The sequence below is a fragment of the Fodinicurvata sp. EGI_FJ10296 genome (assembly GCF_040712075.1).
GTDB lineage: Bacteria > Pseudomonadota > Alphaproteobacteria > DSM-16000 > Inquilinaceae > JBFCVL01.
Window position 1 is genome coordinate 76,428 of record NZ_JBFCVL010000011.1, and the last position, 16,433, is coordinate 92,860.

Consider the following 16,433-nt stretch of genomic DNA (forward strand, 5'->3'; position numbering starts at 1 on the left):
CGATTATTTACCCATGCCGCACCAAGCGCCTGCGACACGGCGCCGGCGGGTCACCCGGATCGCTGGGACGGATGCCAGAAGGTGACCGATCGTTCCAGCAGGGCCAGCAGACCGTAGCTGACCGATCCGGCCACCGCCGCCACGGCGATGGTCGCCCAGACGATATCGATGTTCAGACGGGCGACCTCGGTGGAGATCCTGAAGCCCATGCCATAGATCGGTGTGCCAAAGAATTCCGCGACGATCGCGCCGATCAACGCCAGGGTCGAATTGAGTTTCAACGCGTTGAACATGTATGGCAGCGCGCCGGGCAGCCGCAACTTGGACAATGTCTGCGGATAGCTGGCCGCATAGGACCTCATCAGATCGCGCTCCATCGCGCCGACCGACTGCAGCCCGGCCAGTGTGTTGACCATCATCGGAAAGAACGTCATCACGATGATGACCGCCGCCTTGGATTCCCAGTCGAAGCCGAACCACATCACCATGATCGGTGCGATGCCGACGATCGGCATGGCCGAAACCATCGACCCGATCGGCAGCAGGCCACGCTGCAGAAATGGCGACCGATCGATGGCGACGGCCACCAGAAATCCGGCCCCGCAGCCCATCAGGTACCCCGGTATGACCGAGCGAATGAATGTCTGGTAGAAATCGACCCAGAGCGTCGGACCATTGGCGGACATCGCGTCCAGCACCGCCGTCGGCGCCGGCAGCAGGATGCGCGGGATCTGGTACCCAAGCGCCAGCATCTCCCATAGAAACAGCAGGATGCCGCCAAACACCAGCGGCACGGCAATATCGGTGATCCGTCCCGGATGCCGCGCCAGCGCCGACATGCCGGCCCAGACCAGGACGGTCAGGGCAGCCAAGCCGGCAAGCGCCCACATTCCGGCACCGGAGAAGGCATAGCCGTCCCAAAGGCGCCCGACCACGGCAATGCCGATGATCACGGCGGCGGACGTCAACAACACACCTCGAATGCCGCGATGCCCCACCGGCGCGACACCGGCCACGAATGCACCCGCACCGATCAGGAACAGGGCCCAGCCCGACCCGCCGATCATCGCTGTGGCAACAGCATCGCCATCGTCGGTGCCGGTTGTGGCCGCGGGCGCGATCAGGAATGCCACCGCCATGATCACCATCATCGAGCAAAGGAACCAGTCGCCGCCCGACAGCGATCTCACGCCCGGGATTCGGGCAGGGAATGCGGCAGAGGTTTCGGCGCCCGTCATAACCGTCCTCCACGGCTTGCCGCCGTCAGCCGCTCGGCCAGCCCGATCGCCAGGATGCAAAGCATCGCCAACAGGCCGGCTGTGATCAGGGCGCCCCAGATCTGGGTCATCTGTCCGTAATAGGAGCCGATCAGCAGCCTCGCGCCGATGCCGGCCTGCGCGCCTGTCGGCAACTCGCCGACGATGGCGCCAACCAGCGACAGCGCGATGGCGACCTTGAGACTGGGAAACAGGAAACCCAGAGAGGATGGCCAGCGCAGCTTGCCCAGAATCTGCGGGCGGCTGGCGTTATACGTCCGCATGAGATCCATCTGAAGTGGATCGGGGGCGCGAAGGCCCTTGACCATGCCGATCGTCACCGGAAAAAAGCTGAGATAGGCCGAGATGACGGCCTTGGGATAAATCCCGGTGAACCCGACATTGCCGAGCACAACGACGATCATCGGCGCGATCGCCAGGATCGGCACGGTCTGCGAGGCGATGACCCAGGGCATCAGCGACCTGTCCAGCGTGCGGACATGCACGATGCCGATCGCGATGATAATGCCCAAGCCGGTTCCCAGGACGAAACCGACGATCGTCGAGGCCATCGTTACGCCGGAGTGATAAACCAGCGAGCGCACGCCGGTCGGTGGCTCGAAGAAAATCGCCTCGATCATATAGGCGCCGACCTGGAATGGCGTCGGCAGCACCGGGCGGTCCATGGACCAGGTTGCGGCGATGAGGTCGGTCAGCCCATAGCCCGGCATGGTCCGTTCCAGCATCGGCACGGTCCGGGCCATGTTCATCCAGGTCGCCGCAACGATCCAGATCACGAACATGCAGAACAGCACGGTAACGACGGGCAGAACACGGCCTTCGTAAAGGCGCGTCCAAAGCGTGCGCCGGTGTATGCCACCCGGCGCGCCGGGCACGGTGGTCATCGATGCCGCCGTCATGACGGCCTCCCCCGCAGTAACGCGCTACTCGTCATAGGAATGCCCCCGGCGCAAGGCGTCGCGAACCTGCTGGGCGATGCGCAGGAACTCCGGCGTCTCGCGGATATCCAGTGTCCGTTCCGTCGGAAGATCGCTGTCGATGACCTCAAGGATTCGCCCCGGCCGCGGGCTCATCACCACAATGCGCGACGACAGGAAGACCGCCTCGGGGATCGAATGCGTGACGAAAATCACGCTCAGCCCCGTCTGATTCCACAGCTTGAGCAAATGAAGATTGAGCGTGTCGCGGGTGATCTCGTCCAGAGCCCCGAACGGTTCGTCCATCAGCATCAGTTTCGGGTCGAAGCTGAGCGCCCGGGCGATTGATACCCGTTGCTGCATGCCGCCGGAAAGCTGCCAGGGGAACTTGCGCTCGAAACCGCCGAGCCCCACGGTTTCCAGCGCCTGAGCACAGCGTCGCCGCCGTTCCTCGCGGTCCAGACCCATGATTTCCAGCGGCAGTTGGACGTTCCGTGCCACGGTCCGCCAGGGATAAAGCGCCGGTGCCTGAAACACATAGCCATACGCCCGCCGCAGCCGCGCCTCGTGGGCCGAAACGCCATTGACCGTCATCGTTCCGGCGGTCGGCTGCTCCAGATCGGCAACGGCGCGCATCAGCGTCGTTTTTCCGCAGCCCGACGGTCCAATCAGCGAGACGAAGTCGCCCTGCCTGATCGTCAGGTCGATGTCCGACAACGCCGTAATCGGGGCGTCCGGCGTCTCGAACACAAGCGACAACCCCTCGGCCTGGACCACCGGTTCACCCCTGTCAGGTTCCCGGTTGTCCCCGGAGCCCCGCCGGTACGTTTCGGTGCTGTCGATCGCTGTTGCCTGAGCCACCGATCCCTCCCTCGCCTCAGGCATTCGCACGCGACAACAGTGCGTGCAGCAGGACATTGGCGCTGGCTTCCGCCTCTTCGGAGGTCATGTTCTCGACCTCGTTATGGCTGATGCCCTTTTCGCAGGGTGCGAAAATCATCGATGTCGGAACCTTGCGGGCGATGTAGCAGGCGTCGTGCCCCGCGCCGGAAACCATGTCGCGCGTGCTGTAACCGCAGAGTTTCGTCGCTTCGCGGACCGCTTTGATACAGTCCTCGTCGAAACGCACCGGCGGGAAGTACCAGATGTCCTTGACCTCGGCTTCGACGCCCTGTTCCCTGGCGATTTCGGCGGCCATGGCCTTGAGTTCCCGGTCCATCGCGGACAGCTTGTCATCATCGGGGTGCCGGAAGTCGACCGTCATGAACACCGACCCGGGAATGACGTTGCGCGAATTGGGTGAGACTTCCATCAGACCGACCGTGCCGACACCATCAGGTGCCTTCGACTGCGCAATATCCTGCACGCCCTGCACCAGCTTGGAGGCCGCAACCAGCGCATCCTTGCGCAGCGGCATCGGCGTGGTACCGGCATGGCTTTCGAATCCGGTGAACGTCACTTCGTACCAGCGCTGGCCCTGACCGTCGGTAACGACGCCGACTTGCTTGCCCTCGGCCTCAAGGATCGGCCCCTGTTCGATGTGGATCTCGAAGAAACACTGCATCGGCCGCTCGCCGGTCGGCTCGGTCCCGCGATAGCCGATCCCCTCCAGCGCCTCGGAGAATTTCGTACCGTCGCGGTCCTCGCGTGCATAAGCCCAGTCCAGGGTGAAGGCGCCGCCATAGACGCCGGAACTGAGCATCGGCGGGGCGAACCGCGATCCTTCCTCGTTCGTCCAGTTGACGACCATGATCGGCGCTTCGGTTTCATAGCCCGCATCGTTCAGCGTGCGGACAGCTTCCAGACCGGCCAGAACGCCCAGGATGCCGTCATATTTGCCCCCGGTGGGCTGGGTATCCAGGTGCGACCCGCAGGCTACCGGCGCCAGATCGTTGTTCCGGCCGGGGCGGATGGCATACATGTTGCCCATGTCGTCGATATGCACCGTACAGCCGGCCTCTTCGGCCCTGGCCTTGAACCAGTCGCGCACCTGACGATCGAGATCCGTCAGTGTCAGCCGCTTGATACCGCCTTTGGGAGTCTTGCCGATCTCGGCCGTCTCCATCAGCGTGTCCCAAAGCCGCTCGGCATTGATTCTGAGGTTTTGCATCGTTCGATCCTGGCCTTCCTGTTCTCGTCCTGGTTTCGTCCCCGGTTCGCCCCGGTTTACGTATTCTGTGCATTCACGCCCGCAAATGCCATGCCATCGGACTCACTCGATACCCTGCCGGAAACCTATTCTGCCGCGTCCCGGCGCATGGGATTGTTCGGATGCCCGCCCCAGTTCAGATACGGCTTGTCCGACTCGACAGGCACCATGGTGATGCAGTCATCGACGGGGCAGACATGCATGCAAAGATTACAGCCGACGCATTCCTCCTCGATGATTTCATATCGCCGTGTGCCCGCCTCGGTGCGCAGAGCGGCAATCGATTGGTGGGAGGTATCCTCGCAGGCAATATAACATTTCCCGCACTGAATGCAGAGGTCCTGATCGATGTTGGCGACCGTCGCGAAGTTCAGGTTCAACTCCTGCCACTCGACGAAATTCGGCGCCGCACGGCCCTTGAACGCCGGCGTGTCGGGATAGCCTTTTTCGTCCATCCAGTTGGCCAGCCCGAGATTCATATCCTCGACGATCTTGAAACCGTGGGTCATCGCGGCGGTGCAGACCTGAACGTTGTCCGCGCCCAGACTGATGAACTCCGCCGCCTCGCGCCAGGTCGAGACCCCGCCGATCCCCGATATCGCCATTCCGCGGCATTCGGGGTCGCGGGCGATCTCCGCCACCATGCGCAGCGCGATCGGCTTGACCGCCGGGCCGCAATAGCCGCCATGCGTGCCCTTGCCGTCGACGACCGGCTCAGGCGCCATCAGATCCAGATCGACCGATACGATCGACTGGATGGTGTTGATCAGCGATACCGCATCGGCGCCGCCGCGTCGCGCCGCCCGTGCCGGCCCCAGGATATTGGTGATGTTGGGGGTCAGCTTGACGATCACGGGCATGCGGCTGTGCTGCTTGCACCACCGCGTGACCATCTCGACATATTCCGGAACCTGCCCGACGGCCGACCCCATGCCCCGCTCGGACATGCCGTGGGGACAGCCGAAATTCAGCTCGATGCCGTCGGCACCTGTCGCTTCGACCCGCTTCAGGATCGACTTCCAGTTCTCTTCCTCGCACGGCACCATCAGCGACACGACGACGGCCCGGTCCGGCCACGCCTTCTTGACCTCGGCGATTTCCTGCAGATTGATGTCCAGCGGCCGATCGGTGATCAGCTCGATGTTGTTGAGGCCGGCAACGCGCGTTCCGTTATAGGAGACTGCCCCGTAGCGCGACGAGACGTTCACGATCGGCGGATCTTCCCCCAGCGTCTTCCAGACGACGCCGCCCCAGCCGGCGCGAAACGCACGCTCGACATTGTATTTCTTGTCCGTCGGCGGTGCGGAGGCCAGCCAGAACGGATTGGGGGATTTGATCCCGAGAAAGTCATTGGCAAGGCTCGACATGGCTAACCCCTTAAATCTGGCCTCAAATCCGGCACCGGTGGCTCAATTGCGCAGCAGTCGGTCGATGGCGTTGGCGGCGATCTTTCCATCCTCGACCGCGGCGACGGTCAGATCCGTGCCGGGAACGCAGTCGCCGCCGGCAAAAACCCCGGCCAGCGAGGTCATCCGGTCCTCGTTGACGGCGATCCGGTCGCCGGCCCGGTCGAGGATTTCAGCCCCCTCGCCGCCGAACGCGGTCGATGCCTGGAACGTCTGGCCGATTGCCTTGAACACCTGGTCGGCCAGCAGCGTAAAGGTATCGCCCGTTCCGGCCAGACGGCCCCGGTCATCGAGCTGGGTGTATTCGAACTCGATCTCCTTGACGGCGCGGCGCCCGTTCCCGCCGGGCCAGCCGATCAGGCGCACCGGGCGCGCCCAGTGCTTGATCCGGACGTCGTTGGTCTGCGCCCATTCCTGTTCTTTCCAGGTGGCGGACATGCTTTCCGGGCCGCGGCGATAGACCAGCGTCACGTCTTCCGCGCCAAGGCGCTTGATCTGCGTGGCGATATCGATGCCCGTATTGCCGCCGCCGATGACCACGACCTTGCGTCCGACGGGCAACGTGCCCTTGTCGGGCGCCTGGCGCAGCGCCTCGATATAGTCGACGGCGTCCACAACACCGTCGAAGTCTTCACCGTCGGCGCCGAGCGCGTTGACCGCATTGTGTCCGAGCCCCAGAAAGACGGCGTCATAGTCGCGGCGCAGATCGGCCAGCGCGATGTCGCGCCCCAACGCCACACCCGTTTTCAGGGTAATGCCGCCGACCGACAGGATGAACGCCAGTTCCCGCTGGGCGAAATCGTCGACCGTCTTGTAGGCCGCGATGCCGAATTCGTTCAGGCCGCCGCCCTTTTCCCGCGCTTCGAAGACAGTCACGTCGTGCCCAAGAACCGCCAGCCGGTGCGCACAGGCCAGACCGGCAGGCCCGGCACCGGCCACCGCGATACGGCGCCCGGTCGGCGCGGCCCGCGTGAACGGCTGCCGCCCCTCGTCGAACAGGTGATCGGTGGCGAATCGCTGAAGCGCGCCGATGCCGACCGGTTTGTCCTCGGCCAGGTTGCGTACGCAGGCTTCTTCGCACAGTTCCTCCACCGGACAGACCCGCGCGCACATGCCGCCCATGATATTGGCATTAAGGATCGTGGTCGCCGCGCCGGTCGTGTTGCCGGTCTGGATCGATCGAATGAACGAGGGGATGTCGATGCCGGTCGGGCACGCCTCGACGCAGGGGGCGTCGTAACAGAAATAGCAGCGGCTTGCCTCGATGACGGCCTGCTGCGCCGACAGCGGCGGATGGGCGTCGCCGAAATTCTCCGCCAGCCGCGCCGGCGCAAGTCGGCCGGAACGAATGTCTGGCCCCGCATCGCGGCGGACAGCGTCCGCAGTCTCTTCACCGATCGACATCTCCGACCTTCCTCTTCTCGGGCCTGTTCCCCGTTCCTGTTCCCGGCTGGCTCTATCGGCCAATGCCGCTATTATCTGTTTCGGCCCGAGCTTGACCCCGGTTCATCGCCAACCCGAAATGGGCCACGCCGAACTGGACGTTTTCCATATTCGCCCATCTCACTGTAGGCTAGCCAGAACTTGACCGATCGGTCAAAATTTTTCTTGTCTCTGCTGTTGAAAATTTGACCACCTGTTGCGCAGATAGGCACGATGATGAAATCATCCGCAGAAAATGCATCGAAAATGGACGCGGGACGCCCGAGGGAAAGCCATGCCGCCCTCGCCCCGTCGCGGCCGGCCGGCGGACGGACCCGCCGGGCCAACGAAGCACGGATCCTGCAGGCGGCCGAAGCCGTCTTCGCCGAAGCCGGCTTCAACGGCGCCACGATGCAGGCAATTGCCGAGCGGGCGGGCCTGCCGAAAGCGAATGTCCATTATTATTTCGGCACCAAGGAAGTCCTGTATCGGACGCTGCTGGACACGATTCTGGACATGTGGGTCGACGCCTTCGACCATTTCACGCCCGACGCCGACCCGGCGACGGCGCTGGAACGGTATATTCGCGACAAGATGACGTGGTCGCGTGAGCGTCCGCTGGCATCGAAGGTCTTCGCCAACGAGATCATCCACGGCGCCCAGCATGTCGAGCATTATCTATCGACGAAGTTGCGCCAGACCCTGGACTATCGTACCGGCATCATCCGGCAATGGATCGACGATGGCCGGATGGCACCGGTCGCGCCGCACCATTTGTTTTTCACGCTCTGGGCAATGACGCAGACCTATGCCGATTTCGACGTCCAGATCCGCCACGTCCTGGCCGTCGACGCACTGTCCGACGCGGAATTCGACCGCGCGACCGATCATGCCATCGACTTCGTACTGCGCGGCTGCGGCCTCGATCGTGCTGCACCGCCAAAAGGCGGCTGACGCGCAGACCGTCGTTTCCTCCGTGCTGCGGGAACCGGCCCGCAAACGATCTTCCGCATTGCAGGGTACGCGCGAAAATGTTCTCCTGCTGGCAAGCGCTGATGATCGACGCATGCCACCAGAACGCTGGCAGGCAAATGCACGGTCAGCGAAATCAGAGCCCGTGAACTGGGCCTGTGAACCGGGGGATGGATGACGATCGCAACGGTGACATCACCAGAACTGATGCTGATCGGCGCCGACGCGGTAGAGCGTATCGCTGACGTGATGGCCCGGCTTCATGTGTCCCGACCGCTGATCGTGACGGATCCCTTCATCGCCACGGCCCCGCCCTATCAGCGTCTTTCCAATGCCCTGACCGCCGCCGGAATCCCCCACGACAGCTATTCCGACACCGTGCCCGATCCGACGACGACGGCCGTTACCGCCGGAGTCGATCTTCTGGCAAGGGGGGCGGCGGACGGACCCTATGACTGCATGATCGCCATTGGCGGCGGCAGCTCCATGGACACGGCCAAGGCCATGGGCATCCTGCATGCCGGCGGCGGACGCATGCGCGACCACAAGGTTCCGGCGTCGCCCGACATGCCGGTGATGCCGCTGATCTGCATTCCGACCACCGCCGGCACGGGGTCGGAAGCAACACGTGTCACCGTCATCACGGATGTCGAAACCGACGAGAAAATGCTCATCATGGGGATGGCGGCACTGCCGGCCGCGGCAATCGTCGACTACACGCTGACCATGGCGAAACCGTTTCGACTGACAGCCGATACCGGTGTCGACAGCTTGACTCACGCCATCGAAGCCTATGTCAGCCGCAAGGCCAATCCGCACACAGACATGCTTGCGCTGAACGCCATGCGCCTGATTGCGGCCCATATTCGCACGGCCTGTTTCGACCCCGGCAATGCCCCCGCGCGGGAGGCCATGATGCTGGCCGCCATGCAGGCCGGCATGGCATTTTCCAATGCTTCCGTCTGTCTCGTCCACGGGATGAGTCGGCCCATTGGCGCTTTTTTCCACGTACCTCACGGGCTGTCGAACGCCATGCTGCTGCCGGCCGTCACCGCGTTCTCGATTGCGGGGGCGCCGGGTCGCTATGCCGATTGCGCCCGCGCCACCGGATGGGCGGAACCGAACGCCGACGATACCACAGCCGGGCGGACGCTGATCGAGGGTCTGGTACGCTTGAACGACGATCTTGAGGTGCCGACGCCCGCTGCCTATGGAATCGATCGCAGCCGGTATGACGCCGTCCTCGACGTCATGGCCGACCAGGCACTGGCATCCGGCAGCCCGGCCAACAATCCCGTGGTACCCGCTCACGAACAAATCGTCGGCCTTTACCGTTCCGTCTGGGGCGAATGAGAGACCGATGAGCCTCGAACGCCTTTCCCGGAGAAGTTGCCACGTATTGGTCCCCGATATCATCACGATACGCCACATACCGGCGTCCAAACGCAAAATGGGAGGACTTTCATGACGATGATCAAGAAGAGCACAGTTGTCATGGGCACGATGGCGGCCGCCGTCGCCCTGACCGCCGCGCAGGCCTCGGCCCAGGAAAACTGGACCATGACCAGCACCTGGCCCGACTCGATCGCCCTGATCGAAATCGACCGAAACTGGGTCGATATGGTCAACCGGATCACCGGCGACGACCTGCAGATCGATTTCCGGGCCGGCGGCACCCTCATGCCCGGCACCCAGGTATTCGACGCTGTCGAGACCGGCAGCATCGAGGCGGCGGGCGATTGGCCCGGCTATTGGGCCGGCACCAATTCCGCCTTCTCGCCGTTGGCAACCCACACGATGCTGTTCAACGGCGTCGACTACCTGAACTGGATCTACGGCTGGGGCGGCGCTGAACTCTACGACGAAATCTACGGCCAGTTCGATATGGTCTATCTTCCCTATGGCATCACCAACAACGAGTCCGGCTTCCGCGGCAATACGCCGATCGAGTCGATCGCCGATCTCGAAGGCCTGCGCCTGCGCCTGTCCGGGCGCGATCAGGGTCGTGTGCTCGAACAACTGGGCGGATCTCAGGTCACGCTGGCGGGCGAGGAGATCTATCAGGCGGTCGAACGCGGTGTCGTCGACGGTGCGGAGTTTTCAACGCCGGGCGTCGATTTCGAAGCCGGCTTCCACGAGGTCGCCGATTACTGGTCGGTCCCGGGCTGGCACCAATCCGCCAGTGTCTTCGGCGTCATGATCAACCGCGATGCCTGGGATGCCTTGTCCGAAGAAACTCAGGACAAGCTTCGGATCGCTGCGCAAGCCAACATGGCGTGGTCGATCGCCTGGTCCGAGCGCAGTTCGACCCAGGGGACGCAGGACTTCCTCGATGCCGGGACAGAGATCAATCCGCTTCCGGACGAGGATCTCGACCGGATCCAGGAGATTTCCAACGCCGTCATCATCGAGGGGGCGTGCGAAAACCCGGATCACGCCGCCGTCTACCATTCCCAGATCAGCTATCTGCAGGAATATGCAACGTGGCGCGATATCTCGGCACCGTTCAACATGAGCCGGGCGATGGACAATCTGCCCTCGCTTGAAGAAATCGAAGCCTGCATGTAATGGACTGAAACCGCGATGCCCCCACCGATCCCGAGGTGGGGGCGCCTTCGGCGGTTCACCCCGGTGAAAATTTCCAACAAAGGGCTATGCGCCGATGCACACCGTCGCGGAATCGATCGACCGGTTGAATCGCTGGATCGGATTTCTTCTGGCCCCGATCATCGCCATTCTGACGCTGGTTATCGTTTATGACATTGGTGTCCGGTTCGTGATCGGCCGGCCCAGCGACTGGGCTTTCGACATCTCAAAGCAGCTCTTCGCGGCCCATTTCATGCTATTGGCGGCCTATGGGCTCTATGCGCGTGCCCATGTCGAAGTCGATGTTCTGAAAGATCTCGGGTCGAAGAAGACGCAAGCCTGGCTCGACATACTCGGCTATCTGATTTTCTTCGTGCCGTTCATGGCGATTTATCTGAGCTATACATGGAGCTTCGCCTGGCGGTCCTGGACACGAGGTGAAACGACATACGGCGTTGTTTCGATTCCGATCTATCCCCTGAAGATGATCATGGTGATATCCGGCGTTATCCTCTCACTCCAGGCCCTCGCAATCGTCCTTCGCGCCATCAGCCGCCTTCGCGAGGAAGAATAGCCCATGGGACCGGAATACCTTACAATTCTCATGTTCGGTGGCTTGCTGGTCGGCCTGTTCATGGGTCATCCGCTGCCGTTCGTTCTGGGCGGCATCGCCGTCATCGGCGCCTATCTCGGCCCGGGACCGCAGGTCTTCGGCATTATCGTCAACAATATCTATGGCCGCGCCATGGACAATTACGTCCTGGTCGCGATACCGCTCTTCATTCTGATGGCCCGTTTCCTGAACGATTCCGGCGTGACCGAGCGCATGTTCGAAGCGCTGCGCCTGCTGCTCGCCCGTCTTCGCGGCGGACTGACCCTGACGGTCGTCATCGTCTCGGTACTGCTTGCGGCAACCACCGGAATCGTCGGCGCCTCCATCACCGTCATGGGCATGATCGCCCTCGCCCCGATGCTGAAATACGGCTACAACAAGCATCTCAGCACCGGCGTCATCATGGCCAGCGGCAGCCTGGGCATCCTTATTCCGCCAAGCATCATGCTGGTCCTGATGGCCAGCTATTCGCCCGTTTCGGTGGGCGAGCTGTTCGCCGGCGCGCTGGTGCCGGGCGTGCTGCTGGGCGGATTCTATGCCGCCTATGTGCTTATCCTGTGCCATTTTCGCCCCGATTTCGGTCCGCCGGTCGAGGCCGAGGAACGGGCGCTGACCTCGACGGGGCAGCTGATCGCCATGCTGGCGAAATTCGTCGTACCGCCGATCGGCCTGATCCTGGGCGTTCTGGGTGCACTGTTCACCGGTTTGGCTACGGCGACCGAGGCTTCTGCGATCGGGGCCTTTCTCGCCTTTATCCTCTATCTGATATTCGGCGACCGGTCGGTCAAAACAGTCTTCAACACGTTTCTGGAAGCCAGCAAGACGACGGTCATGGTGATGTTCGTGATCGTCGGCGCAACCGCGTTCACCGGCGTCTTTTCCAGCGGCGGCGGCATGCAGCTGATACAGGAGCTGCTGCTCGACTCCGGGCTGACACCCTTCTGGGTGATCGCGCTGATGCTGGCGATCATCTTCGTGCTGGGCATGTTCCTGGACTGGACCGGCATCGTTTTGCTCAGCTTCCCGATCATGCTGCCGATCATCGAGGCGATGGGAATCGACCTGCTCTGGTTCATCGTCCTGACGGCGGTCATTCTGCAAACGTCGTTCCTGACGCCGCCCTTCGGCTATGCGCTGTTTTACCTCAAGGGCGTCTCGCCACCGGAAATCAGGATCGTCGATCTGTATCTGGCGGTGATTCCATTCTGCCTGCTGATCGTGCTGATGTGCATCGCCATGGCGGTCTTCCCCGGTCTCGCGACCGGCCTGCCCGGACTGCTGCTACGCTGATCGCCCCCTGATCGCCCCCTGATCGCCCCGGGACTCCGCCCTGAGCGGGCAGTGACGACAGCCGCCTCATTCCTCATCCCCGGAGATGCGCGAAGCGCGTCGTCCGGGGTCCACACGAGCCGGAAGAGCCTTGGCTGAGTAGTTCCCGGACTGGTGTAGAGCATTGTTTTGTGCTGCATCGCATCCGGGAATTGCCGTTCGTGCTACTGGTTCCCGCCTCGCCCCTTTCCCGATGGCCCCGTTCTGAAAATGGCCGCGTGCGGACATTCTCAGGGGACGAAACAGGAACTCGCCACGTCCATCCCCGGAGATGCGCGAAGCGCGTCGTCCGGGGTCCACACGAGCCAGAAGAACCTTCGCTGCGCGGTTCCCGGACCGGTGGCGCATCATTTTGTGCTGCTTTGCATCCGAGGAATTGGCGTTCGTGCTGCTCGCTCCCGCCTCGCCCCCTTCCCGATCACCACCCCCGCCGCCGCATTGGAATGGCAACGAAATGGAACACGGCGCGGGGTGTTCGTGTTTAGGAAATGGCGGCCATACCGGCCGATGCAATGATAATAGCAAAGGAGAACCGATATGACGCGGAGCCTCACACGAAGCAGGGCGCAAAGCGCCATGGCGGTCGCAGCGATTCTCATCGGCTCGTTCGCGCTGTCGGCGTGCGAAACGATGCAAGGTTTCGGCCGTGACGTTCAGTCCGGCGGCGAAGCTGTGGAAGACTCGTCGGAAGACGTGCAGCGGGACATGAACTGACCGGATCGAGCAGTTCGGATTCCGCCGCGCCGGTTTGCCGGAGCGTCAGGCAGTTTACCAAAGAAAAAGGGGAGGCCAGCGGCCTCCCCTTTTCTCGTCTCGGCTATAAGCCGCCCGTTTGACGGGGCAATGCTTAGAAGCTGAGAGCCGTGGTCACGACACCAACCCAAGCATCGTTCTCGATGCTAACGTTCTCGCCGTAGGCGTTGTCGCCCGAAGTGCTCCACTGGCTGTCGATGTAGGCCAGGTCGCCCTTGACATCCAGACCCGGCGCAACGCTGTAGGCCGTGCCGAGGCCGAAGCGCTGCTCGTCGACGGAGTATCCAGCCCGCGTAGCATTGCCTGCGTCTACGCCGGAAACCGACACATCCTGGCTGGCGTCGGCGTAGCTCACACCGAAGACCCACGGACCGACCGTGTACGAAGTACCGACCAACCAGGTCTCGTCGTTAAATCCGCTGATGTTGCCCGATTCGCTCCGATCGATGTACTGCGCGCCGACATCAAAACCGGCAACGGCCAGACCGGCGCCAACATTCCAGGCGCTCAGATTGCGGTTCGAATAGACGTCGTTGTTGCCATTGTTGTCGACGAAGTAGTTTGCACCGCCAGCATCGCCAACCGTCGCCGTTCCGCCAGCCGAGCCGAAGGAGTAGCCGGCACCGAAGCGAACGCCAACGCCGCTGAACTCGTTGTCGTAGTTGAAGGCGACCGATCCGACGTCGTTATATTCGCCACCGGCAGATTCGGTACGATCAATGCCGTTCGCAGCGGTCGTGCTCGGTGTGTAGGAGAGACCAAGGGTCAGACCTGTGTCATCCAGCGCCGTACCGGTGGTCGTGTAGCTAATCAGCGCGCCGCCCGTATCGTTCAGTCCATCGCCGACGATGCCAGCATTAAAGACATAGTCTTCTGCATCGCCACCAAAACGGTCGGTACCGGCGAAGGGTACCCGAACGCGGAGTTCGTGAGCGGCAGTATCCCACTGGCCCATTCTGACCCGACCGAAAGCACCACTGACGTACAGACGAACTCGGCCAGTATCGACACGGTATTGACCGCCATAGGTCAGGCCGTTGTCGGCAGTGTTGGAGATGCCGATGGCGATATTATCGGTGATCGTCGTGAAATCGCCAGACCGGTTGGCGGCCACACCGAGGTTGTTGCCGATCGGGTTGTAGACGCCGTTATTGATGTCGTCAGCAGACACAACGTTACCGAAGTTGGCGTCGTTGGGATCATTGTTAATGACGCCGCCACCGAGTGCCTGCGCGCCACCCATGCCGGCCCCGCCGGTGGCTGATGTGTCTTCGCTGAACGCGTAACCAGCCTGGAACTCAATCTGGCCACCCAGGGTGACTTCGATCTGTGCGGCGGCTTGCGTGGCGAAGAAGCCGGTGGCTACCATCGCCGATGTCGCCAGAAGCAAATTCTTTTTCATGTTGCCCTCATCTCCGAATTAGGTTGACTTGCCCGATCAGGACCGACCCGGCGCGCTGCCCTGCACCGCTCATCCCTTGAGACTGTAGATACATCGGTTGCTAACAATTCGAAAACGAAAACTATGTCTTCTAAGTGCGTGCGCGACACAGTGTGATCTTTTCGCCACAACCCGCCCTGCCCCCCTCTGCCAAAGGTCTCTCATGCCCCTTCTCCACGCGATCGGAAGCGCCCGGAACGGCGGCGCCGAAACCTTCTTCGTATCGCTGATTCAGGAGCTGCACGCCCGGAACATCAGGCAAACCGCCGTGATCAAGAAGCATGAGGGCCGGCAATCAGCCCTGGCGGCCATGGGGGTGTCGGTTAGGACCGCACCGTTCGGCGGCCTGGTCGACCCCATGACCAAACGGATCATCGCCCGCACAGCCGCGCAGGCTGGCGCCGACACGATCCTGACCTGGATGTCGCGGGCAAGCTGGCATGCGCCCGCCGCCGGCCGTTCAGGCCCCCGAGTCGTCGCGCGCGTGGGCGGATTCTATAACGTCAAATATTATCGCAACTGCGATCACATCATCGCCATTGCGCCGCAAATCGCAAATCACCTGACCGCCCAGGGCTGGCCACAAGACAAACTGTCGATCATCCCCAATTTCTGCGCCGTCGATTTCAACGTTCCCGCGGTCAATCGCGAATCACTGGCGACGCCGGCCGACGCCCCGGTGATACTCGCCCTCAGCCGCCTGCACCCGGTAAAGGGGCTTGACGTTCTGATCCGCGCTGTTGCCCGGCTGGACGGCGTGTATCTATGGCTGGCGGGAGACGGTGACGAACAGGCGGCCCTCGCCGCCCTCGCCCGCGAGCTGGGTGCGGCTGACCGCGTCCGGTTCCTCGGCTGGCGGTCAGACCGCGCCGGGCTGATCAACGCCGCGGACATCATCGCCTTCCCGTCAAGGAGAGAACCGCTGGGCAGCGTCGTGGTCGAAGCATGGGCCGGCGGCAAGCCGATCGTCGCCTCGGACGTCGACGGGCCCGCCTGGCTGATCGATCACGGGGAAACCGGCCTGCTGGCCCCGCCCGAGGATGTGGATGCGTTGCAAGAGCAACTGGCCGCGCTGATCAGTTCGCCGGACGAGGCGCGCAGGCTGGCGGCCAATGGCAGGCAACAGGCAGAAACGACGTATGCCCGAGACCGGATCATCGACGCCTATGAACGCGTTCTGGTTCCCTGGAGCGCGTGACCCTTGACCCTGTGACCTGAGCCCCGTCTTCCCTCCAGCAATTTGGAGAGTCCCGGGTCTCTTTTCTGGCCCTATGCCGCCTGATTTTCCAGCCTGATTTTCACCGCGAACTCGGCTGGCGGGATGTTCCCGAGTGCTGAATGTGGTCTGTGGTTGTTGTAGTCTTCCTTCCATTGGGCAATGGCGGTGCGCGCCTCAGGCATTGATGAGAACAGCGTCTCGTTGAGGAGTTCGTCGCGCAGGCGGCCGTTGAAGCTCTCCACGAACGCATTTTGCATTGGCTTGCCCGGCGCAATATAATGCCACTCGATTTTCGCCTCCTGACACCATCTGAGGATGGCCATCGACGTCAGTTCCGTACCGTTGTCCG

The 16,433-nt window shown here is 62.5% G+C and carries 15 protein-coding genes; 7 read left to right on the top strand and 8 right to left on the bottom strand.

Annotated features, from left to right (window positions below; genetic code table 11):
* Window positions 1-50: 50 nt before the first annotated feature.
* The 6 genes from ABZ728_RS20880 to ABZ728_RS20905 form a co-directional block, all read right to left on the bottom strand.
* Window positions 51-1,238 (bottom strand): ABC transporter permease, encoded by a 1,188-nt coding sequence (locus ABZ728_RS20880; protein WP_366658326.1) that lies wholly within the window; start codon window positions 1,236-1,238, stop codon window positions 51-53.
* Window positions 1,235-2,176 carry an ABC transporter permease gene (locus ABZ728_RS20885; protein ID WP_366658327.1) on the bottom strand — a complete coding sequence of 314 codons (942 nt, stop codon included), beginning with the start codon at window positions 2,174-2,176 and terminating at the stop codon, window positions 1,235-1,237. The genes ABZ728_RS20880 and ABZ728_RS20885 overlap by 4 nt, the downstream gene beginning before the upstream one ends.
* Window positions 2,177-2,200: 24 nt before the next feature.
* Window positions 2,201-2,971, bottom strand: a complete 771-nt coding sequence (locus ABZ728_RS20890; RefSeq protein ID WP_366658343.1) for an ABC transporter ATP-binding protein — start codon at window positions 2,969-2,971, stop codon at window positions 2,201-2,203.
* 100 nt (window positions 2,972-3,071) lie between these two features.
* Window positions 3,072-4,304: a Zn-dependent hydrolase gene (locus tag ABZ728_RS20895; RefSeq protein WP_366658328.1), complete on the bottom strand. Its 1,233-nt coding sequence runs from the start codon at window positions 4,302-4,304 to the stop codon at window positions 3,072-3,074.
* 125 nt (window positions 4,305-4,429) lie between these two features.
* The gene (gene preA / locus ABZ728_RS20900; protein ID WP_366658330.1) at window positions 4,430-5,710 is read right to left on the bottom strand and encodes an NAD-dependent dihydropyrimidine dehydrogenase subunit PreA; all 1,281 of its coding nucleotides are present in this window, start codon (window positions 5,708-5,710) and stop codon (window positions 4,430-4,432) included.
* 42 nt (window positions 5,711-5,752) lie between these two features.
* Complete coding sequence (locus tag ABZ728_RS20905) at window positions 5,753-7,153, bottom strand: NAD(P)-dependent oxidoreductase (protein ID WP_366658332.1); 1,401 nt, start codon at window positions 7,151-7,153, stop codon at window positions 5,753-5,755.
* A 285-nt stretch (window positions 7,154-7,438) separates the two neighbouring features.
* On the opposite strand from ABZ728_RS20905, the gene ABZ728_RS20910 reads away from it, so the two are divergent.
* From ABZ728_RS20910 to ABZ728_RS20935, 6 genes are all read left to right on the top strand, one after another.
* Window positions 7,439-8,125 (top strand): TetR/AcrR family transcriptional regulator, encoded by a 687-nt coding sequence (locus tag ABZ728_RS20910; protein WP_366658333.1) that lies wholly within the window; start codon window positions 7,439-7,441, stop codon window positions 8,123-8,125.
* A 192-nt stretch (window positions 8,126-8,317) separates the two neighbouring features.
* The gene (locus ABZ728_RS20915; RefSeq protein ID WP_366658334.1) at window positions 8,318-9,496 is read left to right on the top strand and encodes an iron-containing alcohol dehydrogenase; all 1,179 of its coding nucleotides are present in this window, start codon (window positions 8,318-8,320) and stop codon (window positions 9,494-9,496) included.
* 111 nt (window positions 9,497-9,607) lie between these two features.
* A complete protein-coding gene (gene dctP / locus ABZ728_RS20920) occupies window positions 9,608-10,711 on the top strand; it encodes a TRAP transporter substrate-binding protein DctP (RefSeq protein WP_366658335.1) in 1,104 nt (367 codons plus the stop codon).
* A 94-nt stretch (window positions 10,712-10,805) separates the two neighbouring features.
* A complete protein-coding gene (locus tag ABZ728_RS20925) occupies window positions 10,806-11,303 on the top strand; it encodes a TRAP transporter small permease subunit (RefSeq protein WP_366658336.1) in 498 nt (165 codons plus the stop codon).
* 3 nt (window positions 11,304-11,306) lie between these two features.
* Window positions 11,307-12,632, top strand: coding sequence for a TRAP transporter large permease subunit (locus tag ABZ728_RS20930; RefSeq protein ID WP_366658337.1), 1,326 nt, complete (start codon window positions 11,307-11,309; stop codon window positions 12,630-12,632).
* Window positions 12,633-13,208: 576 nt separating this feature from the next.
* On the top strand, window positions 13,209-13,385 hold the full coding sequence (locus tag ABZ728_RS20935; protein ID WP_366658338.1) for an entericidin A/B family lipoprotein: 177 nt from the start codon (window positions 13,209-13,211) through the stop codon (window positions 13,383-13,385).
* Between the two features lie 133 nt (window positions 13,386-13,518).
* On the opposite strand, the gene ABZ728_RS20940 is transcribed toward ABZ728_RS20935, so the two are convergent.
* Entirely contained in the window at window positions 13,519-14,826 is a 1,308-nt protein-coding gene (locus ABZ728_RS20940) for a porin (protein ID WP_366658339.1), read from the bottom strand.
* A gap of 202 nt (window positions 14,827-15,028) precedes the next feature.
* On the opposite strand from ABZ728_RS20940, the gene ABZ728_RS20945 reads away from it, so the two are divergent.
* Window positions 15,029-16,063, top strand: coding sequence for a glycosyltransferase (locus ABZ728_RS20945; protein WP_366658340.1), 1,035 nt, complete (start codon window positions 15,029-15,031; stop codon window positions 16,061-16,063).
* A 71-nt stretch (window positions 16,064-16,134) separates the two neighbouring features.
* Here the strand turns inward: ABZ728_RS20945 and ABZ728_RS20950 are convergent.
* Window positions 16,135-16,433, bottom strand: a 299-nt coding sequence (locus ABZ728_RS20950) for an integrase core domain-containing protein (RefSeq protein ID WP_366658341.1), incomplete at its 5' end; no start/stop codon positions are given.

Excerpts from the sequence above, each read along its gene's own strand:
- preA (WP_366658330.1), bottom strand. The coding sequence starts at position 5,710 with ATGTCGAGCCTTGCCAATGACTTTCTCGGGATCAAATCCCCCAATCCG.
- ABZ728_RS20905 (WP_366658332.1), bottom strand. The coding sequence starts at position 7,153 with ATGTCGATCGGTGAAGAGACTGCGGACGCTGTCCGCCGCGATGCGGGG.
- ABZ728_RS20940 (WP_366658339.1), bottom strand. The coding sequence starts at position 14,826 with ATGAAAAAGAATTTGCTTCTGGCGACATCGGCGATGGTAGCCACCGGC.
- ABZ728_RS20915 (WP_366658334.1), top strand. The coding sequence starts at position 8,318 with ATGACGATCGCAACGGTGACATCACCAGAACTGATGCTGATCGGCGCC.
- ABZ728_RS20925 (WP_366658336.1), top strand. The coding sequence starts at position 10,806 with ATGCACACCGTCGCGGAATCGATCGACCGGTTGAATCGCTGGATCGGA.
- ABZ728_RS20945 (WP_366658340.1), top strand. The coding sequence starts at position 15,029 with ATGCCCCTTCTCCACGCGATCGGAAGCGCCCGGAACGGCGGCGCCGAA.
- ABZ728_RS20910 (WP_366658333.1), top strand. The coding sequence starts at position 7,439 with ATGGACGCGGGACGCCCGAGGGAAAGCCATGCCGCCCTCGCCCCGTCG.
- ABZ728_RS20935 (WP_366658338.1), top strand. The coding sequence starts at position 13,209 with ATGACGCGGAGCCTCACACGAAGCAGGGCGCAAAGCGCCATGGCGGTC.
- ABZ728_RS20880 (WP_366658326.1), bottom strand. The coding sequence starts at position 1,238 with ATGACGGGCGCCGAAACCTCTGCCGCATTCCCTGCCCGAATCCCGGGC.
- ABZ728_RS20895 (WP_366658328.1), bottom strand. The coding sequence starts at position 4,304 with ATGCAAAACCTCAGAATCAATGCCGAGCGGCTTTGGGACACGCTGATG.
- ABZ728_RS20930 (WP_366658337.1), top strand. The coding sequence starts at position 11,307 with ATGGGACCGGAATACCTTACAATTCTCATGTTCGGTGGCTTGCTGGTC.
- dctP (WP_366658335.1), top strand. The coding sequence starts at position 9,608 with ATGACGATGATCAAGAAGAGCACAGTTGTCATGGGCACGATGGCGGCC.
- ABZ728_RS20885 (WP_366658327.1), bottom strand. The coding sequence starts at position 2,176 with ATGACGGCGGCATCGATGACCACCGTGCCCGGCGCGCCGGGTGGCATA.